Source organism: Acinetobacter sp. LipI_23, from assembly GCF_058243045.1.
In genome coordinates this window covers 476,788-500,395 of sequence record NZ_JBZAYJ010000001.1, presented here as the reverse complement: position 1 = coordinate 500,395, position 23,608 = coordinate 476,788, and the positions used below count along the sequence as shown (strand labels likewise).

The window sequence follows — 23,608 nt, the reverse complement described above, 5'->3', positions numbered from 1 at the left end:
GACCATTTCAACCGCGATATTTCGGACAAAGGGACATCACAAGATGTCCTTTTTTCATTATGATAAACTCAAAATAAATCAACAGGCTTGCTCTGCATTGCCCAAACAACAACGCTAAAACAACAAAATATCAGGTACGGATACCATGACAGATGCTTTATCGGCTCATCGCCACATCTCTTTTACTGCACACTATACAGGCTATATTTGGTATAGCATGGGCATCTCACATCCTGTATTTGCCACCCGCAAAGGGAAGTTACTGGCCAAACTGGTGCATCCACTCGAAAGTTGGGCCGAAAAACACGTCGGTGGCAGCATGCGCACCACCTTAAAACAGCGTCATCAAATGATTGATGACCACCTCAGCACACTAATCCAGCAGCATCCAAATTTACAAGTTTTAGAAATTGCCAGTGGCTTGTCGCCACGTGGCTGGAGCTTTCGCCAACAGTATCCTGAGATTGACTATCGTGAACTCGACTTACCAGACATGGCACAAATGAAAACTCATGCCTTAAAACAGATCGATCAGGCCAGTCCAGCGGTTCTGTCTGCCGACTTATTTAGTGCAGATTTTGCCCGTGCCTTTGAGGTGTTTGACCCAAACCTTCCACTGGTGGTGGTGAGTGAAGGTCTGATCAACTACTTTAGCAAAGACATGCTCGCTCAACTGCTACAAGGCATTGTCCAATACGGACAACAGTTTGATCAGTTATATTATCTGACTGACCTCTACCCTGAACCTGTGAAAAATAAGCTGGCTAACTTTATCTGGAGCAGTAGCAAGCTGTTAAAATGGATGTCCCGTAGCGCCTTTGGCTTTCACTTTGTCAGTCCGCCTGAAGCGGCTCAGTTTTTCAAACAAGCGGGCTTTCATACTGTTACTGTTCACCAACCCACTTTAGCCTTCAATAGTACTCAGGCCGATACTTCAAACTTAGAGCAGCAGGATCACTTAGGCGACTTGGTCTGGTTGATACATAGCCAATGGCAAAAGCCCAATCAACCCGAGCAATAAACTTATTCCCCATATAAAAACAGCGATGACACGCTGTTTTTATATTTTTAAAGTTCACTTAACTCACGGCTTCAAGCAACGTCTGTTCTTGTTTCTGACGCCCCACAAAGCGAAGTAATCGCTCCGCGAGTTCAAAACTGCCATGTTTAAATAAGGCACGAATATACGGTCCATCTTCCGCAAAAATTAAACATTCAATCTGAAACTCACCTTCTTCATCGCTCAAGTGCAAAGCCAAATCACGCGGATATTTAGCCGCCACAGCAGCTAAGTCTGACTCAAAGCGTAAAAGCACCCCAAAGTAGTTCAAGTCCACCACTTCTGTCGCAATCACCAAATCCGAATGTCGATAGCTTAAGAAAGTTTCGGGCTGTTGAATCTGAACTCGCTCTTCACCACGGCGCTCCATTTCCAACATTTGTGCTCGACTAAAGGGGATAATCCCGTCTAAGTGTTGAATGGACTCGTCCTTCAGAAACGTTGCAAACAAGTGCATGGTTTCTTTACGGCGTTGTAGCTGTGGCACATGGTCTGCATTGGCAATTTGTGCATATTCCATGTCAGGACATTGCAGCGCAAAATTGGCATTTTCATGTGGCAAGGTAAAACTGTCATATTGGCCACAGGCCACCAAGACTCTGCACTGTGGAATCGGCACATCGGTGAGGCGAAGCAAACGATTACAGTTGATTTCATAACGCTCTTGTTCTGTTGCCGTAAACTCCGCCATCTGCCTGAAGAACAAACGCTTGGCTGTGGGTGACATTTTGGTTTTATCCATTTTGGCATGATTGACCAAATACAAAATCACGGCCTGACCAAATTCATCCATGCGTTGTTCACGCATTAAATGTAATGACTCTTCCAACAACATCCGCCAACTTTTACGGGTCTTTTGCATCACGCCCATTAAAATCATACGGTCAATCAGCTCTGGTCGTTGATCGGCCAGACAAGACGCCACCACTGAGCCCAGTGACATGCCCATCACTGAAACTTTGTCTAATCCTTCAATGTCTAACCAAACACCGAGCATTTTCGCGAGATCACCCAGTTCTAAGGTGCCCGCAGACAAGCCTGTATCGATATTACGAATTTGTTGATTGGCGCCCATTGAAGGCAGATCAATCAGGACAATCGGACCAGCATCGAGCAGTTGCTCAACGCAGTATTTGTAGGAGTTAAAGTTTTGAAATGCCCCACCGATAATCACGATAGGCGTGCGATGGAATGACTCTGGCCGAGCAATCGCCATGTATTCGACTTTCCAGCCCTCAACCCATGTGGTTCGTGCAGGTTCTTTAAAGCTGTTACGATGGTAAACATCAAAAAAACCTAAGCGTAAATTCGCGTCATCCAGCTCGGCATCCCTTTGAATCATAGAATTCATGTTCCTTCCCTCTACTCTTGCCTATACTTTTTGTTTTGCAAGAAATGCACGACCACGCCTGTCAACGGCAACAGGGTGTTCAGTGTTGTAATAATTATGCAAGGACTTCATGTCCTAAAATTCATTCTATACAGAGCACTGTTTTACACGCAACAGATTGTGCAACCGCTTATCATGTTTTAGATAAAAAACAATTTCAAAATATGTATAAGTCTGCCTATACACTGGATTTTTCATGTAGAGACTATGCGGTCGAGTGTTAGGCTGTTACTATCTTCTGTGAAATTTCTAAGTGATCAAACCGCTATGCAAGAGTCGATTGAACAATATATGCAAACGGTAGGACAGCAAGCACGTCAAGCTTCTCGTATTTTGGCGCGTGCCTCTACCGAAACTAAAAACAACGCGTTGTCAGCTATTTATACTGCTTTAGTCAACAGTGAGCCCACTATTTTAGCGGCAAACCAAGCAGATATGAACAAAGCGCACAGCAACAACTTAGACAGTGCTTTACTTGATCGCTTAGAACTGTCTCCCGCACGCTTTAAAGGCATGTTGCAAGGCTTAAAAGATGTGATTGGCCTCAAAGATCCTGTCGGTGAAATCACTGATATGGCCTATCGCCCGTCAGGAATTCAGCTCGGTAAGATGCGCGTTCCTTTAGGCGTGGTTGGCATGATTTATGAATCTCGCCCAAATGTGACCTTAGAAGCCGCATCTTTAGCACTAAAGTCTGGTAATGCCATTATTTTACGTGGGGGTTCTGAAGCGCTCGAATCCAATAAAGCCATTGCTGAAGCCATCCAACGCGGTTTAAAACTGGCGGGTTTACCTGAACATGCGGTTCAAGTCATTAACACCGCAGACCGCGCAGCCGTGGGGCAACTGATTACACTCACTGAATTTGTCGATGTCATTGTTCCACGTGGAGGCAAAGGCCTGATTGAACGTATCAGCAATGAAGCCCGTGTCCCTGTGATTAAACACTTGGATGGGAACTGTCACGTTTATGTTGAAGCGCAAGCTGACCTACAAAAAGCCCTACCGATTGCGCTCAATGCAAAAACTCACCGTTACGGCGTATGTAATGCCATGGAAACTTTGCTGGTCGATGAAAAAGTCGCAGATGAATTTTTACCACGTGTCGCTGAGCTCTACACTGAAAAACAAGTAGAATTGCGTGGCTGTGCTGAAACTCAGCGCATTTTAGGTGCGGCAGTCAAAACAGCAACCGAAGAAGACTGGTACACGGAATACCTCGGTCCAATTTTAGCGGTGAAAGTAGTGTCTGGTATGGAAGAAGCGATTGAGCATATCAATAAATACGGCTCACACCATACCGATTCGATCATTACAGAAAACTACTCTCTAGCTCGCGAGTTCTTGGCCGCTGTGGATTCGAGTTCTGTCATGATCAATGCCTCGACCCGTTTTGCCGATGGCTTTGAATATGGTTTAGGTGCAGAAATTGGCATCTCAACTGATAAAATCCATGCCCGTGGCCCAGTCGGCTTAGAAGGCCTGACTTCACAAAAATGGATTGTGTTTGGTGATGGTCAAATTCGACAATAACTCATCCGACACCTTTTAAATATCTATGTTCAGCTCTTTCCAAAGGGCTGAACATTTTTTATATCTGAACATTCTCTGCTTCTGCGAATCCTTAAAATCTAGAGGAAATCATGCTTTTTTGATGGTCACGTTGATTGCGTATGTGATTGTGCGTGTATCTAAAAATGAAATATCAAAAATAAACAGGAAAGCCACAATATATGCAGCTCTTTTCAGCAGATAGCGTGTTATTTTTAAAGGGTTGAAGCTGATAAATAATTCAGCATCATTTCATGAATAAATGAAAATCATGAACCGATAAATTTTAATTATTATTCATGAGACGGTCGATAGTGCTTAAGTCTAATCACCTAAAGTCTATCTAGGACTAAAAATATACACATGATACAACATAAAAAATGATCAAGATTGCATAAGAACGTACTGCATGAAGATCAGTTCTAGGACGGATAATTCAATTAGAATCAGGTATTAAAACGTGTCTACATCAGTATTAGTAATTAACTGCGGATCTTCATCAATCAAATATGCGCTCGTTTCTGAACGTCGTGAAGATCGTATTTTCGGTTTAGCTGAGAACTTAGGTTCTGCTGACGCTCGTATCAAAGGTATTACAGCGGGTGGTCAACCCCTTGAATTGTCTATTCCACATGCCGATCATGAAAAAGCATTGGAAACCATCTTAGAACGCCTTTCACATTATAACCCTCAAGCCATTGGTCACCGCGTAGTACACGGCGGCACATTGACCAAAGCTGAGCTTTTAACAGAAGAAATTGTAGAACGCATTCGTGCAGCAACACCACTTGCACCATTACACAACCCTGCGCACTTGGTTGGGATTGACGCCACTATGCGTTTATTCCCAGAGCTACCACAAGTGGCGGTATTTGATACAGCATTCCACCAGACTATGCCTGCACATGCTTACCGCTATGCTGTGCCAAAGTTCTTATACACTGAACACAATGTCCGTCGCTATGGCTTCCATGGTACGAGCCATGCTTATGTGTCTGAACGCGGTTCAGAACTGGCAGGTAGCTTTAAACAAGGGGGCTGGTTAACTGCACACTTGGGCAATGGTAGCTCTACTTGTGCGATTTGGAATGGACAAAGTGTAGATACCTCAATGGGTTTAACTCCACTTGAAGGTGTCGTAATGGGCACACGCAGTGGTGATGTCGATCCAAGCTTACATAGTTTCCTTGCCAATAACCTAGGCTGGGACATTTATAAAATTGATAAAATGTTGAATAGCCAATCGGGCTTACTCGGCCTGTCTGATCTATCAAATGACATGCGTACTTTGATTGAAGCCTCTGAACAAGGCAATGAAGATGCGACTTTAGCTATTGAAGTGTTCTGCTACCGCCTCGCAAAATCATTGGCCGCACTGAGCTGTGGTCTACCACGTCTTGATGGCTTGTTCTTCACGGGTGGTATTGGTGAGAACTCGGCATATATTCGTGAAAAAACAGTCGCTTTCCTACCGCACTTTGGTTTTAACTTGAGTAAAGAAGCCAATGACAGTTTAAAACGTGGTACCGAAGGTCGTATTGATACAGGTACAGGCCCGCAAATTTGGGTTATACCGACCGATGAAGAAGGCCGTATTGCCAAAGAAACTGCATCCGTGGCCGATGAGGTGATTCAAACTGCTGCAAAAAAGTCTGAAGACAATGTAGCGATCGCTTAAGCGGTCGTTACATTCCCTCAAGTCTGTTTTAAATTATTGTATGACGAATAAATATATGAAAACGATTTTACTTGTGCCCACTGGGGAAGGCGTCGGCTTAACATCCGCTTGTCTGGGTTTGGTTTATGCGCTGGAATGCCAAGGTGTTAAGGCTGGATTTTTAAAACCTTTTTCTCAAGAACTGACTACAGGTGCAGACCGTACCACAGCGCTCTATCACCATGTTTCAAAAAACGAAACCGTTGAACCGATTAGTTATCACACCATTTTGCAACAACTCAGTGCAGGTGAAAATGATGAGTTGCTTGAAGATGCGGTTCGTTTGCACCGTGCTATTGCGCGTAAGCATGACCTGATTATTGTTGAAGGCTTAGTCCCGAATAGCCGAGATTCTTTTGCTTCTGAACTAAATGCACAACTTGCGCAAGCACTCGATGCCAAAGTCATTATTGTCAGTAATGCAGACATTAACAAGCCAAGCGCGACGGCTGAAAAAGTCGATAGTCAACTACGCTACTTTGGGGGTGCGAGTTCAGAGCGAACTGCGGGTGTGTTATTGATGCGCACCAAAGGCTTGCCCGATGACTCAGCACACATTCCAGTGACGTTTGACCCAAGTCTGCGTTTAATCAGCGATACCAATAAATTTATAATTGAGCTCCAAAAGACCCATCCAAAGCTCGGATCAGACAAACTCCCTGTAATAGGCTTGGTTCCGTTTAGCAACACGCTTAGCGTACCGCGTATGTCGGACTTGGCTTCACACATTCAAGCGGAATGGATCAATCAAGGCGACGCTAACCAACGTCGTGTGTTGCATAGCAGTTTGATTGCATCGAACATTGAGCACGAACTTCATAAGTTTGTCGCAGGCGAGCTGATCATTAGTGCATCAGATCGTATCGATGTGCTTTTGGCATCCAGCTTAGCCAGCAGTAACGGTATTCCACTGGCAGGTTTGGTCCTAACTGAACACCATACACCAAACGAGCAAGTGCTTGCGTTCTGCCAAACAGCGATTAAGCAAGGCTTACCAATTTTACATACAGCGCTCAGCACGTTCGACACGGCGCAGAGCTTAGCCAATCTCAGCAATGAAATTCCGGTCGATGATACGGAACGTGCTGAACAAGTCACTCGTTTTGTTTCGAGCCATATCAATGAAGAATGGTTAACGGCAATGTTGAATGGCTCGTACCAACCTCGTCTCTCGCCTTCGGCTTTCCGCCATGAGTTGGTCCAAAAATCGATTGCTGCGAAAAAGCGGATTGTTCTACCTGAAGGCGATGAGCCACGTACAGTTCAAGCAGCAGCTATTTGCCAATCTCGTGGCATTGCACACTGTATCTTATTGGCAAAACCTGAAGCTGTAGTAGAAGTGGCTAAAGCACGTGGTATTGAGCTTCCACATGATTTAGAAATTATCGATCCAGATTTGATTCGTGAAAACTATGTCGAAAAAATGGTGGAACTGCGTAAAGGTAAACTGAATGAGCTGCAAGCGCGTGAACAGCTGCAAGACACAGTCGTTCTGGGTACCATGATGTTGGCGCTCGATCAAGTCGACGGTTTGGTTTCAGGTGCAATACACACCACAGCCAATACTGTACGCCCAGCCTTCCAACTGATTAAAACAGCGCCTGAGTACTCACTGGTCTCTTCCGTGTTCTTTATGCTGTTACCCGATGAAGTCTATGTGTATGGCGACTGTGCGATTAACCCAGACCCAAATGCCGAAGAGCTCGCTGAAATTGCGATTCAATCGGCTGATTCAGCAAAGGCCTTCGGCTTAGACCCACGTATTGCAATGATTTCATACTCTACGGGTACCTCTGGTGCTGGAGCTGAAGTTGAAAAAGTCGCTGAGGCAACACGTATAGCGAAAGAACGCCGTCCTGATCTATTGATTGATGGCCCACTTCAGTACGATGCAGCATCGGTTGAAAGTGTCGGACGCTCGAAAGCACCTGATTCTAAAGTTGCAGGTCGTGCCAATGTGTTTATCTTCCCTGACTTAAACACAGGCAATACGACCTATAAAGCCGTGCAACGCTCTGCCAATGTCGTAAGCGTCGGCCCAATGTTGCAAGGTTTGAACAAACCTGTAAATGACTTGTCTCGTGGTGCTTTGGTGGATGACATCGTGTTCACGATTGCACTCACTGCAATTCAAGCAGAACAGCAAGCAACAGCTTAAAGTAACTTGATGTGATCCAAACCATCCAACTGAGCAGTTGGATGGTTTTTTATTTTATAGCGCTCAACAATATGACCAAAGCTTAACTTCTATATATTTACGAACATAGCCCAAACACAGATAAAACAGTAAGACTTTACTTTTCAGACACTTAAACAATATACTCAAGCGATATAATTAAATTCTAAATCATTGGTCTCATAATGAATAAAAAATTGCTTCCAATTCTAATAGTGACAACATTTTCACTGACAGCATGTAATGAATCTAAGCAGCACCAAACACCGTCAGACTCAACCACAGCATATAAAAACTTAAGTACAGCCAATCCAGCTGACATTAAAGCGGATCTTGATGCCCTAGATCAGATTTCGAATAAAAACTCTCAAGCCATTTTGAACGCACAAGATGCGCTTAAAGCGGCTCGTCAAAATAAAGAAGTCGATACCATCCCCGCCCTGCTAGAACAACTGAAAACCCATTCTCTTACGTTTAATACTGCACTAGATGCAACAAACTTCAAAAGCCAAGAAGGTGCTGCGTTACGTGAGAAATTTAAGCAAGTCCATTTACTTGGTGTGGAACTGGCACAAGAAAATACTAAAAGTCCACCACAGATGCAGCGTATAACAGCACTTGAAGCAGAAATCAGCGTCATACAACAAAGCTCTATCAGTGAAATGAGAGCCTTACAACACATGATTTACCCTCAACTGAATTCAGGGGCATTAAACAACACGCGACAACAGGTAAAATCAGACCCTGAGCTCAATGTTACGGCTCATACTCCACCCCATAGCACCTCACATCTGAGTCAAGATAATGCCGCAGACATCAAACATGACCTCATTGCACTTAGAGCCGTATCTCAAACCGCCAAACAAAAGGCGCAAGATTCTTTTACGGACATGCAGCATGCGATAGACAGCGGTAATAGGAATGCGCTTATGAAGGCTGTTAAACAAACCACTACGCGAATTCATGACCTGAATCAAAAATACGATACTGTGACACTCAAAAGCGCTGAAGCAACAGCAGCTCGTGAAAAGTTGAAAGAAGAAAATAATCTCCAAATCGAAATGGGTAATATCATCTTATCGGACTCACCAGATCGACAGAGGTTTGCTGAGTTGAGTAATAAACATGACAATTCTCAAAAAATGGTTGAGATTGAGATGGAAGCACTTCGGCTTAAAGCCAATACAGCGTCATGATGAGCTCATGCAGATTTGGTTCAAGCTATTGTCAGTAGAAAAACCCTGACAGCTATAGATACGACTATGTCCAGTATAGCCAATGATCACAGCGGTAACGCTGTATACATTTATTTCGCCGAAGTTCTATTCTTTTAAATTGCTATAATGACCGACCTAATTGATAAAATTGAAAATGACATTAATAGAAAAAGTAGTCCCTGTTATATTGCGGGATATCAATCAAAGAACAGAAATATTAGTTTTTAAACATCCTATTGCAGGCATTCAAATGTAAGCGTCCGCTGAACACACCTTATGAATTCGTCCTATAAGCCTTAATTTAGTCCTCACTTAAAAACAAGTGGGAACTTAAATTTATGACTACAAATAACCAGACATCCATCGCATCTCTTACGATAAAACGAAGAACATATAGTGCTGAATTTAAACAGCAGATCGTTCAGGCGTGTAAAGCATCGGAGGTTTCAATTGCTTCGGTCGCTTTGCAACATGGATTGAATACAAATCTTGTATCCAAATGGATTCGCTTAATTGATGCTAAGCCAGGGAATGATCGCTCACTACTACCGAATAAACCTGCATTTATTACCTTATCTTGCTCCGCACCATTAGATCCTATCCCTACTGGCATGTTAACGGTTCAAATTACTTTACCCCACTCAAAAGCAGAAATTGGCTTGAAATGGCAAGTATCAGAAATATCTGCTTTAGCAGAATTACTCAAGGCACTTACAACATGATCCGTATCGATGAAATCTGGTTGTCTACTCAGCCCATGGACATGCGTGCAGGTATGGATACGGCCATGGCTCAGGTGGTGAGAGCCTTTGGCTACATCAAACCGCATTGTGCTTACCTGTTCTGTAATAAACGTGGCCATCGCATGAAAGTGCTGGTACATGATGGACTGGGGATCTGGCTGTGTGCTCGGCGGTTGGAACAGGGAAAATTTCACTGGGCTAAAGTTCACCAGGGTGAAAGCGTAGCCCTCAGCCCAGAACAGTTACAGGCACTGATCCAGGGTTTGCCTTGGCAGCGCATTGGACGACAGCAATTGGTCACAATGCTCTAAACTAGCTTGGTCCAAGTTGCTATTCTCCAAACGTTCTATTTCATTCTTCTCATGACCTCAGGCATACTGCGGTCATGAATACACTGCCTGATTTAAGCCAACTGACCCATGAACAACTGCTGGAATTTACTAGACAGTTGGCAATGCAACATCAGTCTCTGGCACAATCAAACCAGCAATTAGATGCCAAAGTTCAGCATCTTGAAGTATCCAATCTGCAATTAGATGCCAAAGTTCAGCATCTTTCCATTCTCAATCAAAAATACGAGCATGAACTTGCGCTGTTTAAAAAGCACAAATTCGACAGTAAAAACGAACATCTCACCGCAAAACAAATCCATCTCTGGGATGAAGCGGTCGAAGAAGATATTGCCGCTGTTGATCTGGAACTGGAACGGCTGAATGCAGATAAAACTGATGCAGCGACACACAAAGCCACAGTCAACAAACCTAAACGTCGACTGCTGCCCGATCATCTACACACCATCCGTATCGAGCATGAACCAACATCAACCCAATGTGCTTGTGGCTGCACCTTGCGTCGTATCGGCGAAGATATCAGTGAAAAACTGCATTTCAGACCGGCACAGTTCTATAAGGAACAGCATGTACGTGGCAAATGGGTCTGTGATCAGTGTGACACCCTGACTCAGCAAGCGATGCCCGCCTATGTTATTGATAAAGGCATTGCTTCACCTGAACTGCTCAGCCATGTGCTGGTATCGAAGTATGCCGATCATTTGCCGCTGTACCGTCAGCGCCTGATCTATCAGCGGGCGGGCATTGATCTGTCCAGATCCACGTTATCTGACTGGATTGGTCGCTGCGGTGTGGAACTGGAACCTCTGGCCAATGCCTTAAAACAGGTGGTGCTGCAACAGCGGGTGATCCATGCCGATGAAACGCCGGTCACCATTATGCGGATGGGTGATAATGAGAAAAAACCAAAGAAAGGTTATGTCTGGGCCTATGCCACTACACAGTACAATCCAGTTCAAGCGGTGATCTATGACTTTCAGGATAGCCGTTCAGGTCAGCATGCAGAAGAGTTCCTGAATGGCTGGCAGGGCCATCTGGTCTGTGATGATTACAGTGGTTATAAAGCACGCTTTAAATCAGGCGATGTCATAGAGGTGGGCTGCATGGCGCATGCACGTCGTAAATTCCATGAGCTACATGTGACCGGGAAAAGTCAGATCGCTGAACAGGCATTACTGATGATTCAGAAACTGTATGCGATAGAAGCAGAACTCAGGAAAAAGACCGATGGTACAGCAGAACACCGCCGCGAATACCGACAACAGCACAGCCAACCGGTGATGCAACAACTGTGTGAATGGCTCAACCAACATTATCTGACGGTGCCATCGAGTTCTCCAACCGCCAAGGCCATCAATTACACTCTGAAGCGTTGGCCAGCTTTAAGCCGCTATCTGGATGATGGCAATCTACCGATTTGCAATAATTGGGTGGAAAACCAGGTGCGGCCTTGGGCGTTGGGACGTAAGAACTGGTTATTTGCAGGTTCGCTGCGTAGTGGTCAGCGAGCGGCAAACATCATGACTTTAATCCAGTCAGCAAAGCTGAATGGGTTGGATCCGTATGCCTATTTAAGTGATGTGCTGAAAAGATTGCCGACCCATAAAGTGACCCAAATAGAAGAATTTCTACCACACCGCTGGAAATCCAACTCAAATTAAAAAATAGACATGGGGTTCAGCGGACGCTTACATTCAAATCGTAAAAGGTACAGTTGAGACGAATGAAGAACTAGAAGAGGCAGCTTTACGAGAGCTTTATGAAGAATCGGGGATTTCGTCTGCACACATTCACTCATATTTGGGTTTACATCATCCATCTGAACAAGGTCTTAACTGGCATGTATTTATCTGCCATAGCACAGAAACTATAAAAGTGAATAGCCACCGATTTTGTAGACACTTTTATGCAATGATGATGGCGGGCTAGAGTTTAATTTCTTTTGGCACCCTCTGTTTGAGTCACCAAGCGCTGAATGGCATCCATTATTCCAAGAATTACTAGCGTTTATAAAATCAAAATATTGAGCCGTAGCTTAGGAGAAATTTTGATTCACTAGAGCTAACAGCGTATAGATTTAAAAGCCCAGATCTCGTGTCTGAGCTTTATAAACTGTAGTGTCTTTAGATCTTCATCACTCAGCTTCGCTTCAACATTTGACTCAGTCTAAACTTGGGCGGCTTGATAAAGAAAATTGCATTACCACATAAAATCAAAATCACCCCAATCACCGCATTCATATGCCATTGATACCCTTCCCAGATGGTCGAAATCACCAAAGCCACCAAAGGAAATAACAAAGTACTATAAGCTGCCTTACCTGCCCCAATCCTTCCGACCAAATAGAAGTAGGCGGTAAAGCCAATCACTGAACCAAAAATAGCCAAATACAATAAAGCACTCACTGCACTGAATTCCATAGCAGGGAAAAACTCGTCTTGTTTAAATCCAGCAATCAATGCCATCAAGATTGAACCATATAGCATGCCATAAGCATTGGTGGTAAAAATATCCAATCCGTTTTTCTGATGGCGCGCACTGATCATATTGCCCAGTGAAAAACCATAGGTTCCTAACACACAAAGACCAATCCCCATCAGCGTATGATTATTTAAGGCACTCCCCACCACATCATGCCAAAACAAGGCAATAATCCCCAATCCACCCAACAAAGCCGCAGGATAAAAACGGGTAGACACCTGTTGTCCAAAGAACAGTTTGGCGTTGAGGGTATTAAAAATGACTGCCATCGAAAAAATTACAGCCTCTAAACCACTGCTGATATATTGCACCGCATAATAGAAACAAACAAAGTTAAAACCAAAAATACAGCATGCTTGTAACATACAAAATAGATGATCTTTTACAGCCAGCTTTTGCAGTTTTCGGCACAAAACAATAAAAGCAAACAACACCAGAGCCGAAATAAAGAAGCGCCAAAACACGGCTACATTGGTCGATATCCCACTTTGTTGTTGCAAACTAATCGCAATCCACGTCGTTCCCCAGATTACAACCACCAAAGCATATAACAGCGCATTCATACTCTTTCAACCAAACTCAAACCACTCACGCTATTGTGCTTGGTTTAGGTTTCTCATTTCTTGCACCTTCTTGTGGTCACTATCATGAACTTGTGGTTTTTTACTGATTTTCTGATATAGATGACAAAATGAAATCAAAGTCCTACACTCATTCTTCCATTCGGCACTGCGTATAGATGATGAAATATCAGATTCTAGATCAATTACAACAACATAAAGCTCAACTCCTCGACTCGGTCGAGTTGGGTTCAGGCATGCAGCTGGCCATGTGGCAAAACAACCAAGACCGTGTCAGTGTTTGTAGTAACCACCATACACTCAGTATGTATATTCAAGGTGGATATCACAGTTATCAAAAGACAGCTCAAGGTTGGCATAATGGCGGTGGGCCAGATCATATGTGCTTGATGCCACAGAATTTTGAGTCAACATGGGATCTGCGCGACCCACTGACTTTTGTGCATCTGTACTATACTGAAGAACACTTACAACGCGTCGCTGAACAAGTGTGGGATCGTGAGCCGAGCCAAATTATTTTAAATCCGCAAAGTTTCGTAGCTGACCTACAGATTGCCATGATCTATCGACACTTTTTACTCAATGGGGCTTGGCAGAACAGGGAAAATCACTTGCAGATGAGTACTGCCACCACGCTTCTGCTCAACCATCTAATTAAAAATTATAGCCATACCGAATGGCAAGCCCCTGAAGTCAAAGGCGGGCTGTCCCCGTATACCCTGAAGCAGTTATTAGAATGGATTGATCAGCATATTCAGCAAAGCTTGACCCTGTCAGATTTAGCCGAGCAAACTCAGCTCAGTGAATACCATTTTGCCCATATGTTTAAGCAATCTATGCAAATGCCACCACACCAATATGTAATGCAACGTCGACTTGAACTGGCACATCAAGCTCTACAGCAAACGACTGCTAATATGACAGACATTTCGGAGCAGTATGGATTTAGCTCCAGCAGCCATTTTAGTCATCGCTTTAAAAAGCATTTTGGCTACACTCCATCCCAAATGCGGAAAAATTAGAACCCGTCGATAGGATAAAGCGAAGATTTGAAGATTTGAAGATTTGAAGATTTGAAGATTTGAAGATTTGAAGATTTGAAGATTTGAAGATTTGAAGATTTGAAGATTTGAAGATTTGAAGATTTGAAGATTTGAAGATTTGAAGATTTGAAGATTTGAAGATTTGAAGATTTGAAGAAAGCTTAAAACAAAAAAAGAAGATAAAGCTTAAGCCTGATCTTCTTTTTGACCGTACATCCAAGTCGCTGCGATATATACACAAAAGCCCGCAGCCATCACTAAACCTGTCAACATGCTCGATGTCCTATTGTTTGATGAATGCATTATGCGAAAGTTTTATGACAACTTTATGACAGTGTTGTCATATTTCAATATTATTATTTTTACATTATATTCAATATCTTAAGTAATAAATCATATTCATAATCCAAATTTAGACATGAAATATTTCATTAAATTTAGATATTTTTGTCATATTTACCACCGTTTATAACCTCATTTTCTCATCAATTTTGTTCAACTATTAAACTTTCGCCTAAAGGCTTCGCAAAACATCCACAACCTCGGCATTTTGTCTTATAATTTAGCCCGCTAGCTATCAGCCCGCTCAAGAGATATTTGTATGACCACTATTATCAAGCAAGATGATTTGATCACATCGGTCAAAGACGCGCTTCAGTTCATTTCTTATTATCACCCACAAGACTTCATCCAAGCGATGAGCCGTGCGTATGATCGTGAAGAGAACAAAGCTGCAAAGGATGCGATCGCACAAATCTTAATTAACTCGCGTATGTGCGCAGAGGGTCACCGCCCAATCTGTCAAGATACAGGTATCGTCAACGTATTCGTTGAAGTGGGCATGGATGTTAAATTTGATTTAACTATGAGCTTAGACGATGCAATCAACGAAGGCGTACGTCAAGGTTACCTAGAAAACTCAAACGTACTGCGTGCTTCTGTATTGGCTGACCCAGCATTTGGTCGTAAAAACACCAAAGACAACACCCCTGCTGTGATCTATCACAAACTTGTTCCAGGCAACAAAGTGGATATTACCGTTGCGGCAAAAGGTGGCGGTTCAGAAAACAAATCTAAACTGGCTATGTTAAACCCATCTGACTCAATCGTGGATTGGGTACTTAAAACTGTTCCAACTATGGGTGCTGGCTGGTGTCCACCAGGTATGTTGGGTATTGGTATTGGTGGTACTGCTGAAAAAGCCATGATGCTTGCGAAAGAATCGCTCATGGAAGAAATCAACATGGACGAATTACTTCGTCGTGGCCCTGAAAATAAAATCGAAGAACTTCGTATGGAAATCTTCGAAAAAGTAAACGCACTGGGTATTGGCGCGCAAGGCCTAGGTGGGTTAACCACAGTTCTAGATATTAAAATTAAAGATTACCCATGTCACGCTGCGGGCAAACCAGTGGGTATGATTCCAAACTGCGCAGCGACTCGTCACGCGCACTTCCAACTTGATGGTACAGGTGTTGCACACATTCAAGCACCTAAACTTGAAGACTATCCATCAGTCACTTGGGATTCATCAACCTCTAAGCGCGTTGACCTCGACACCATTACCCAAGAAGAAATGAACGCTTGGCAACCAGGCGACACCTTACTTCTGAATGGTACAATTTATACAGGTCGTGATGCTGCACACAAACGCATGGTCGACATGCTGAACAATGGTGAAGAGCTTCCTGTCGACTTAAAAGGTAAATTCATTTACTACGTTGGCCCTGTAGATCCAGTCGGTGATGAAGTGGTTGGTCCTGCTGGCCCAACAACAGCAACACGTATGGACAAATTCACACGTCAAGTGCTTGAAGCAACTGGTATGTTCGGCATGATCGGTAAAGCGGACCGTGGTCCTGCAGCGGTTGAAGCAATCAAAGACAATAAAGCGACTTACTTGATGGCAGTGGGCGGCGCAGCTTACCTTGTGTCTAAAGCAATTCGTGAAGCTGAAGTGGTTGCTTTTTCTGACTTAGGTATGGAAGCGATTTACAAATTTGTAGTGAAAGACATGCCTGTATCGGTAGCAGTTGATGTAAATGGCACATCTATTCACGCGACAGCACCAAAAATCTGGCAAGCGAAAATTGGTAAAATTCCAGTAGTCGATGCTGCAGCGGGCTAAAACTTAAGTTTTACTTTTTTGGATACCCTTAACATGCTAAGGTCATGTTAAGGGTATTTTTTTACCTACTTTTATAGACTTAATCAAAAAATATAGACCAACAATGAAAAAATTAAATCACATCCTTTGCGGTATTACCTTATGTGTCCTCAGCACAGCTTCTTTTGCCAAACCCGCGACCGAAGCATCGGTAGAGAAGGCGCTCAAACTGGGCGATATTAAAGGCACATTAGCACAGTCTCAGCAAGAAATGCGCCCCATTTATGACCAGCAAGCCGAAGAAATCATTAAGAATATTTTTAAAACATCTACACTCAATAATGAACAACAAAAAGCAGCCAAGCAAATCGCTGAAATCACGGCATCGTTTAGCAGTAAATTGATTTCTGATCCGAAATTTATGCAAATGCTTAAAAATGTATATATGCAGACCTTTACCGAAGAGGAAGTATTGGCCAACATTCAGTTTCTTGAAACACCTCTAGGCCAGTCTATCAATAAAAAAAGCAGCAAAATGATGAGTGAAATCATGCGCAATAGCATCGCCATGTCTGCTGAAATGATGCAAGATCCAGCTATTCAGCTGGAAATGAATCGTCAAATTGAAAAGACCCTGACACCATTATTTGAACAAGCCAAAAAAGCACAATAGCTCACTTACCAGGTTAAAGGATTCCACAGCTTAAAGGGTTTCATCAGCTGAACCTCTTCACTTGGATCATATTTTGCGGGTTTAAGTTTTTGCGCTTTCTTTCGTAGCTCACCCGTGTGTTGATCTTCCGCTACAAAGTTGTAGCTGTTCGACTTTAACTGGGTAAATGCAATCTCTTGAATCGCAATTTTTTCAGGGATAACCGCCAAAGGCCCCGAAACATCACGGCGTGTGGATAAGTTCTCTTCATCATACTTGATGAAATAAGACTGCCGTTATTTAAAACCTACTTAAACCTACTTACGTGGGTTTAATGTTTAATTCCTACTTCATCATCAAGAACCAATTGCTATTGCGCTTGGGATTACCTCAATTCCATAGGCTGTCACGGTGTAACTCACCGCCATTGGTGGCTTATGTAGCCACCAATTCTTTATCTGCATGTTTTAGAATATTGATGGCAGCATTAATATCCCTGTGATGCAGGGTGTTACATGAACATCGCCACTCACGCATTGCAAGTGTCAGGTTTTGGTTTAATTCACCACAATTCGAACACATCTTGCTGCTTGGAAAGAATCGTCCAACAGAAAGTATTGATTTGCCATGCTGTTTAGCCTTGTAAATCAACTGTCGCTTGAACTCATAAAAGCCCATATCCGATATGGCTCTTGAGAGCTTACGGTTTTGTACCATACCTTTCACATTTAAATCCTCAATCGCAATCAGATCGAATCGCTTAACTAAATCAGATGTGACTTGATGAAGATTGTTTTTTCTCAAGCATGATATTTTGTAGTGCAAACGAGAGAGCTTGGTTTTCGCTTTTTCTCTGTTTTGACTACCTTTCTTTTTACGGCTAAAAGACTTAGCAAGTCGTCTTAACTTGGCAAGCTGTTTCTTTAGTGGCGCACTTGATGGAACAACCTCGCCATTAGATAAAGTGGCAAGACTGGAAACACCTAAATCAATACCAACAGATAAACCTGTTTTGGGGTGAAGTTTCTCAGGCTGATTTAATTCAACAGCAATCGAAGCAAACCACTTACCACCCTGTTTAAATATTTTCGCTGATAATATTTTTCCTTGATAACGCAAATCCTCAGTCATTTTTACCCAACCCAAGTTTGGGATACTAATTTTTCTATCTTTAATGCTGAATTGGTCATTTGATAATGAGAAGCGATCATCTACGCCTTTTTTTCTAGGCTTTGGATATTTGGATTGACCATTAAAAAAACGATCAAATGAACTACCCAATTGCTTAATCGCAAGTTGTGGCGCACATTTGGTCACTTTAAGCATGAAAGGGTATTTCTCACGCTTGAACGAGTTTAAGTGCTTTCTTATTTTAGCTTCGGATGGTTTATTTAGAAGTTTTTTATCCACCTGAACGCCATAATAGTCACACTGATCTCTATATTCCTTATCTGCTTTATATTGACGTTGCCATTCTTTTAAAGCCCAATTATACGACAAACGAGCAACACCACTCGCTTGAGCGAAATGACTTGCTTGCTTATTATTTGGCAGTAATTGGATTACATGCCCTCGTATGAATCGGCTCATAGTGCGTCTTTGACTGCCTGTATTAACTTTTGGTTTTTCTTACTACGACTACCATATAATCTTGCCGAAAACACTGTAATGATTTCCAAAACATCTTGAGCAAGTTCTTCCTCAAAAGACAAATTTTCACCCTTATTAAGAATGACGATCTCCACGCTTTTAGCTTCACATAAGGCAAAAACCAACTCAGCACCAAACCGCAATAAGCGATCTTTATGCGTTAAAACCAAACGTCCGATTTCATCATTCATGATTGCTTCTAGCAGCTTATTTAAGCCTTTTTTTCTATAGTTCATACCCGAACCAAGATCGGAGATTAATTCAAACGTCCAACCTTGATTTGCACAGTACATTTCAAGAACTTGTTGCTGTCGAATTAAATCTTCTTTTTGGTCATGACTCGATACCCTTGCGTATGCAATGGTTTTCCTTTGAAGTTGACTATCGGGCTTGTGTATTTGCTCAGGCGTGATCTTACTCAGATCATATCGTCTATGATTTTTAGGGGTTCGATCTGCAACCAAAGTGCCTTCTTCATCCCAACGCCTTAATGTTTGAATGGAAACACCTAATGTTTTAGCTGCAACGCTAATGCTTACATATTTACTCATGTTGTATATAATAGTATAGAAATAAGTAGATTTCAATTAGCAGTTACAAACCCTGCTTCTACGGTAAAATCGATATACTTCGGCTTTTGAAAATGGTTAATACCCAAAGGACGACTACTCGATAAACGATAAGTCCCTGCGGGTAATTCGACCCAATAGTAATGATTGTTCAGCAGGCTTGGAATGCGCTCTTTATTGATAAATAAACTCGACGCCACAATTTCTTGTCGGTTCCACTTTGAATCTGGACGATACAGATAAACCATCGCCGCTTGTTCATGCTGGGGTTGGACACGCTGAAAACGCTGTCCTAATTTTTGGTTGACCCATCCACCTACGCTAAACACTCCAATGCGGTACTGCTCGACCATACCTGGATCGTGTTCAAAATCAACCTCATGGCTGAGCGTTGATGTTAATTCAGGTTGTTCAACTGTCGCTTTTCCATGACAACCCAATAAAATTAAACTGCTTAAAAGCGTAATCGTCATTGCACGCATGACTATTCCTCACGGCATATTTTTTATTTTGATACTGAATTTTTAGTTTTAATCTAGGCATCCCAGCCTATGATGCAGAGTAGCATTCCCTCTTTTTTTTGAATATAAAAAAACGTGTGAAAACACTCGATTTTCACACGTTTCAGATGAATAACAACTTAAGCGGACTTTGAATTAATCACTTTTAAATCAACTTTAGCTGCATCTTTCTGTTCGATTCTTGGTAAACGCTCTGGCTTAAATAATGGTGCAGCCGTACCGTTAATCACGTCTTCATTCACCACAACTGTGCCAACATCGGTACGACTTGGTAAATCATACATGGTTTCAAGCAGCGTATTTTCTAAAATAGAACGTAAGCCACGTGCACCCGTGTTACGATCCAAAGCTTTTTTCGCCACAGCGCGCAGTGCTGAGTCTTCAAAAACCAGATCAACGTTTTCCATATCAAACAAATGTTGATATTGACGAGTCAATGCATTCTTCGGCTCAGTCAGAATTTGCATCAAAGCTTCTTCATCTAACTCTTCCAAAGTCGCAATTACAGGCAAACGACCAATAAACTCTGGAATCAGACCAAATTTCACCAAATCGGTCGCTTCAACTTGACGGAACAAATCAGACAATTTCTTGCCTTCATCTTTCTTCTTCACTTCAGCCGTGAAGCCAATTCCACCTTTTTCTTGGCGCTGTTGTACGATTTTTTCAAGACCCGAGAATGCCCCACCACAGATGAACAAGATATTTGAGGTATCAATTTGAATAAATTCTTGCTGTGGATGCTTACGACCACCTTGAGGTGGAATAGAGGCAACCGTACCTTCGATCATTTTCAGTAACGCTTGTTGTACACCTTCACCCGACACATCACGCGTGATCGATGGGTTTTCAGACTTACGGGTAATCTTGTCGATTTCGTCGATATAGATAATACCTTTTTGCGCTTTTTCTACATCGTAGTCTGCTTTTTGTAGAAGCTTTTGTACAATGTTTTCAACATCTTCACCGACATAGCCTGCTTCGGTAAGTGTCGTTGCATCAGCCATAGCAAAAGGAACATCGAGAAGACGTGCCATGGTTTGCGCAAGCAAGGTTTTACCCGAACCTGTTGGTCCTACTAATAAGATATTACTTTTCGCAATTTCAACAGCATCGTCGTGTTTATGTCCACCATGTGTCGCTTTAAGGCGTTTATAGTGGTTGTAGACAGCAACTGACAAGGTTTTCTTTGCCACATCTTGACCAATGACATATTGATCTAGTGCCGCACGAATTTCGTGAGGTTTAGGCAAGGGTTTTGCAGCCCAGTCACCCGACTCAACTTGTTGACTGGTTTGCACCAAGTCTAAGCATACGTCCACACATTCATTACAGATGTACGCGTCCTCGCCTGCAATCAGTTTCCCAACTTCAGACTGCGTTTTACCGCAAAATGAACAATGCTTTTGTCCTTGAGGATGTTCGGACATATTCACTCCAATTCTAAACTTTTAAAACTTATGGACGTTTAGATAACACTTCGTCCACGAGACCATATTCTTTTGCAGCTTGCGCTGTCATAAAGTTATCACGGTCAGTATCACGTGCCACAGTTTCATAGTCTTGACCACTGTGCTCTGCCATTAAACGGTTTAAACGTTCTTTAATGAACAGAATTTCACGTGCATGAATTTCAATATCAGATGCCTGACCACGGAAACCGCCTAACGGTTGGTGGATCATGACACGTGCATTTTCAAGGCAATAACGTTTACCCTTCGCACCTGAATTCAACAAGAAAGCACCCATTGATGCTGCTTGCCCCATACAGTAAGTCACAACATCTGGTTTAATAAATTGCATGGTATCGTAAATCGCCATACCAGCAGTCACCGAACCACCTGGTGAGTTAATGTAAAGATGAATATCTTTATCTGGGTTTTCCGCTTCTAAAAACAACATTTGCGCGACAATCAAATTCGCCATGTTATCTTCAACTTCACCAGTCATAAAAATGACGCGTTCACGCAAAAGACGTGAATAAATGTCAAATGAACGTTCACCGCGAGATGACTGTTCTACAACCATTGGAACTAAGGCATTATCGATAGTTGGAATATACATACGTTTACTTATTCCTAAATTTTTTGTTACTCAACTCATAGTCACAATATGAGGGATAATTGCTGAAAATGCAAAATATTCTCAAGTAAATAACAGATATTTTTTGCATAAGCTTTATGAACGCAAGGCCTTTTAAAAAAACCAGATCATAATAAAAAAGGCGCTCAAAGCGCCTTTTTTACTTTAGCTAAACTTAGCCTTGTTGACGAGCTTGTTGCTCTTTCAATAAGTCTTCGTAGCTTACAACAGTATCTGTTACTTTAGCAGACGCTAAGATGTGATCAACCACTTGGTCTTCTAACACAACAGCTTCGATTTGCGAACGTTGTTGCTTGTCATTTTTGAAGTATTCGATCACTTCAGCTGGATCTTCATAAGAAGAAGCCATGTCTTCGATGTAAGCATCAACACGTGCTTGATCTACTTCAATTTTAGCATCAGCTAAAACTTTGCTTACCAATACGCCTAATTTTACAGATTTTTCAGCTTGTTCTTTGAACAACTCATCTGGAAGCATGCTTGAGTCAAATGCTTTCGCACCTTGAGCACCAAATTGCTGAGTGAACTGTTGGATCATTTGTTGACGTTGACGGTCAACTTCTTGAGCAACCATAGACGTAGGAAGTTCAACTTCGTTTGCAGCTACAAGTGCATCAAAAGCTGCACCTTTCACTTGATTACGCAAACCATTTTTCACTTCACGTTCCATGTTTTTACGAACGTCAGCTTTTAACTTCTCAATGCCTTCTTCTTCAGTTAGACCAAAGATTTTAAGGAATTCAGCATCAACTTCTGGAAGTTTTTGTTTTTCAACAAGCTTCACAGTAATTTTGAATTGAGCTGATTTACCAGCAAGGTTTTCAGCTTGGTAATCTTCAGGGAAAGTTACATCAATCACTTTCTCTTCGCCTTTCTTCATACCAACGATGCCGTCTTCGAAGCCAGGGATCATACGACCTGAACCTAAAACAAGTTTAAAGTCTTCTGCAGAACCGCCTTCAAACTTTTCACCGTCTACTGAACCTTCAAAGTCAAAAGTTACTTGCATGTCTTTTTTAGCCATGCCTTTCGTTTCAGCCCAAGAAGCACGTTGCTTCTGAAGGTTTTCGATCATTTGATCAACATCTTTGTCGTTTACTTCAGATGCTTTACGTTCAACTTCTAAACCATCAAATTTCACGTTAACTTCTGGATAAACTTCAACAGTCGCTTCGTATACAAGCGCGTCGTCTTTTAATTCAGATTTTTCAATGTTTGGCATGCCGACAGCATTGATTTTTTCTTGTTGGATCGCTTCAAATACTGTGTCACGAATAATGTCGCTTACGACTTCTTGGTAGATACCCGCGCCATATTCACGACGAACAACATTTACTGGCACTTTACCTGGACGGAAGCCGTTGATCTTCACAGTTTTAGCAGTGCGTTTTAAGCGAGCTTCGAACTGCTCGTTAACACGGCTCGTCGGTACAGATACATTTAAACGACGGGTAACACCCGAAACCGCTTCAGAAGTTACTTGCATGGCTTCCTCAATCTTTTGGTAAGAACAATTTTAAAAAGTGCCACATTATATGACAACATTGAACGATATACAAAACACCCGATTGAAACCACATATTTTTTTCTTCATTTATCGTTTTTTATTTTGAATATTTTTAAATCGCTACTGATTAAGCGCAAAGTATTATATTTTTTATGGCTTTTTGTTGAAAATGATAAATATTACTATTAAT

General features: G+C 42.3%; 18 protein-coding genes and 4 pseudogenes. 13 read left to right on the top strand and 9 right to left on the bottom strand.

The genetic code is table 11. The features are described 5' to 3' along the window. Nucleotides 1–145: 145 nt before the first annotated feature. Complete coding sequence (locus AC4CVD_RS02455; protein WP_490751956.1) at nucleotides 146–1,021, top strand: class I SAM-dependent methyltransferase; 876 nt, start codon at nucleotides 146–148, stop codon at nucleotides 1,019–1,021. Nucleotides 1,022–1,079: 58 nt separating this feature from the next. Here the strand turns inward: AC4CVD_RS02455 and AC4CVD_RS02450 are convergent, their stop codons facing one another. Next, the gene (locus AC4CVD_RS02450; RefSeq protein ID WP_490751955.1) at nucleotides 1,080–2,411 is read right to left on the bottom strand and encodes an alpha/beta fold hydrolase; all 1,332 of its coding nucleotides are present in this window, start codon (nucleotides 2,409–2,411) and stop codon (nucleotides 1,080–1,082) included. Between the two features lie 306 nt (nucleotides 2,412–2,717). On the opposite strand from AC4CVD_RS02450, the gene AC4CVD_RS02445 reads away from it, so the two are divergent. The 9 genes and pseudogenes from AC4CVD_RS02445 to AC4CVD_RS02405 all read left to right on the top strand — a co-directional run bounded on the left by AC4CVD_RS02445 (nucleotide 2,718) and on the right by AC4CVD_RS02405 (nucleotide 12,231). Next, nucleotides 2,718–3,983, top strand: a complete 1,266-nt coding sequence (locus tag AC4CVD_RS02445) for a glutamate-5-semialdehyde dehydrogenase (protein ID WP_168158291.1) — start codon at nucleotides 2,718–2,720, stop codon at nucleotides 3,981–3,983. 478 nt (nucleotides 3,984–4,461) lie between these two features. Then, nucleotides 4,462–5,679 carry an acetate/propionate family kinase gene (locus AC4CVD_RS02440; protein WP_005400806.1) on the top strand — a complete coding sequence of 406 codons (1,218 nt, stop codon included), beginning with the start codon at nucleotides 4,462–4,464 and terminating at the stop codon, nucleotides 5,677–5,679. A 55-nt stretch (nucleotides 5,680–5,734) separates the two neighbouring features. Continuing rightward, a complete protein-coding gene (pta, locus tag AC4CVD_RS02435) occupies nucleotides 5,735–7,876 on the top strand; it encodes a phosphate acetyltransferase (RefSeq protein ID WP_039890250.1) in 2,142 nt (713 codons plus the stop codon). Between the two features lie 203 nt (nucleotides 7,877–8,079). After that, on the top strand, nucleotides 8,080–9,090 hold the full coding sequence (locus AC4CVD_RS02430) for a PM1805 family lipoprotein (protein ID WP_005400808.1): 1,011 nt from the start codon (nucleotides 8,080–8,082) through the stop codon (nucleotides 9,088–9,090). A gap of 175 nt (nucleotides 9,091–9,265) precedes the next feature. Then, a pseudogene (locus AC4CVD_RS02425) lies at nucleotides 9,266–9,364 on the top strand (NUDIX hydrolase); the annotation flags it as partial. Nucleotides 9,365–9,449: 85 nt separating this feature from the next. Beyond that, nucleotides 9,450–9,833: an IS66-like element accessory protein TnpA gene (gene tnpA / locus AC4CVD_RS02420; protein ID WP_004684363.1), complete on the top strand. Its 384-nt coding sequence runs from the start codon at nucleotides 9,450–9,452 to the stop codon at nucleotides 9,831–9,833. After that, on the top strand, nucleotides 9,830–10,165 hold the full coding sequence (tnpB, locus tag AC4CVD_RS02415) for an IS66 family insertion sequence element accessory protein TnpB (protein ID WP_473827493.1): 336 nt from the start codon (nucleotides 9,830–9,832) through the stop codon (nucleotides 10,163–10,165). The genes tnpA and tnpB overlap by 4 nt, the downstream gene beginning before the upstream one ends. A 74-nt stretch (nucleotides 10,166–10,239) precedes the next feature. After that, on the top strand, nucleotides 10,240–11,865 hold the full coding sequence (gene tnpC / locus AC4CVD_RS02410; protein WP_490751952.1) for an IS66 family transposase: 1,626 nt from the start codon (nucleotides 10,240–10,242) through the stop codon (nucleotides 11,863–11,865). 31 nt (nucleotides 11,866–11,896) lie between these two features. Then, nucleotides 11,897–12,231, top strand: a pseudogene (locus tag AC4CVD_RS02405) (NUDIX domain-containing protein). A gap of 111 nt (nucleotides 12,232–12,342) precedes the next feature. Here AC4CVD_RS02405 and AC4CVD_RS02400 read toward each other — a convergent pair. Then, the gene (locus tag AC4CVD_RS02400) at nucleotides 12,343–13,248 is read right to left on the bottom strand and encodes a DMT family transporter (protein WP_279045575.1); all 906 of its coding nucleotides are present in this window, start codon (nucleotides 13,246–13,248) and stop codon (nucleotides 12,343–12,345) included. 179 nt (nucleotides 13,249–13,427) lie between these two features. On the opposite strand from AC4CVD_RS02400, the gene AC4CVD_RS02395 reads away from it, so the two are divergent. The 3 genes from AC4CVD_RS02395 (at nucleotide 13,428) to AC4CVD_RS02385 (ending at nucleotide 17,089) form a co-directional block, all read left to right on the top strand. Continuing rightward, nucleotides 13,428–14,288, top strand: coding sequence for a helix-turn-helix transcriptional regulator (locus AC4CVD_RS02395; protein ID WP_279045576.1), 861 nt, complete (start codon nucleotides 13,428–13,430; stop codon nucleotides 14,286–14,288). 622 nt (nucleotides 14,289–14,910) lie between these two features. Next, entirely contained in the window at nucleotides 14,911–16,437 is a 1,527-nt protein-coding gene (locus AC4CVD_RS02390; protein ID WP_005400812.1) for a fumarate hydratase, read from the top strand. Between the two features lie 103 nt (nucleotides 16,438–16,540). Continuing rightward, nucleotides 16,541–17,089 (top strand): DUF2059 domain-containing protein, encoded by a 549-nt coding sequence (locus AC4CVD_RS02385; protein ID WP_005400813.1) that lies wholly within the window; start codon nucleotides 16,541–16,543, stop codon nucleotides 17,087–17,089. Nucleotides 17,090–17,094: 5 nt separating this feature from the next. On the opposite strand, the pseudogene AC4CVD_RS02380 reads toward AC4CVD_RS02385, so the two are convergent. The 7 genes and pseudogenes from AC4CVD_RS02380 to tig all read right to left on the bottom strand — a co-directional run. Continuing rightward, a pseudogene (locus tag AC4CVD_RS02380) lies at nucleotides 17,095–17,361 on the bottom strand (DUF2846 domain-containing protein); the annotation flags it as partial. A gap of 142 nt (nucleotides 17,362–17,503) precedes the next feature. Continuing rightward, a complete protein-coding gene (locus AC4CVD_RS02375) occupies nucleotides 17,504–18,658 on the bottom strand; it encodes an RNA-guided endonuclease InsQ/TnpB family protein (RefSeq protein ID WP_005402020.1) in 1,155 nt (384 codons plus the stop codon). After that, nucleotides 18,655–19,269, bottom strand: coding sequence for an IS607 family transposase (locus tag AC4CVD_RS02370; RefSeq protein WP_005402019.1), 615 nt, complete (start codon nucleotides 19,267–19,269; stop codon nucleotides 18,655–18,657). The genes AC4CVD_RS02375 and AC4CVD_RS02370 overlap by 4 nt, the downstream gene beginning before the upstream one ends. A 50-nt stretch (nucleotides 19,270–19,319) precedes the next feature. Then, nucleotides 19,320–19,769, bottom strand: a pseudogene (locus AC4CVD_RS02365) (DUF2846 domain-containing protein); the annotation flags it as partial. Between the two features lie 158 nt (nucleotides 19,770–19,927). Continuing rightward, on the bottom strand, nucleotides 19,928–21,238 hold the full coding sequence (gene clpX / locus AC4CVD_RS02360) for an ATP-dependent protease ATP-binding subunit ClpX (RefSeq protein ID WP_010325894.1): 1,311 nt from the start codon (nucleotides 21,236–21,238) through the stop codon (nucleotides 19,928–19,930). 28 nt (nucleotides 21,239–21,266) lie between these two features. Further along, nucleotides 21,267–21,872 (bottom strand): ATP-dependent Clp endopeptidase proteolytic subunit ClpP, encoded by a 606-nt coding sequence (clpP, locus tag AC4CVD_RS02355; protein WP_005400817.1) that lies wholly within the window; start codon nucleotides 21,870–21,872, stop codon nucleotides 21,267–21,269. A gap of 193 nt (nucleotides 21,873–22,065) precedes the next feature. Next, nucleotides 22,066–23,397: a trigger factor gene (gene tig / locus AC4CVD_RS02350; RefSeq protein WP_005400818.1), complete on the bottom strand. Its 1,332-nt coding sequence runs from the start codon at nucleotides 23,395–23,397 to the stop codon at nucleotides 22,066–22,068. Nucleotides 23,398–23,608 lie beyond the last annotated feature (211 nt).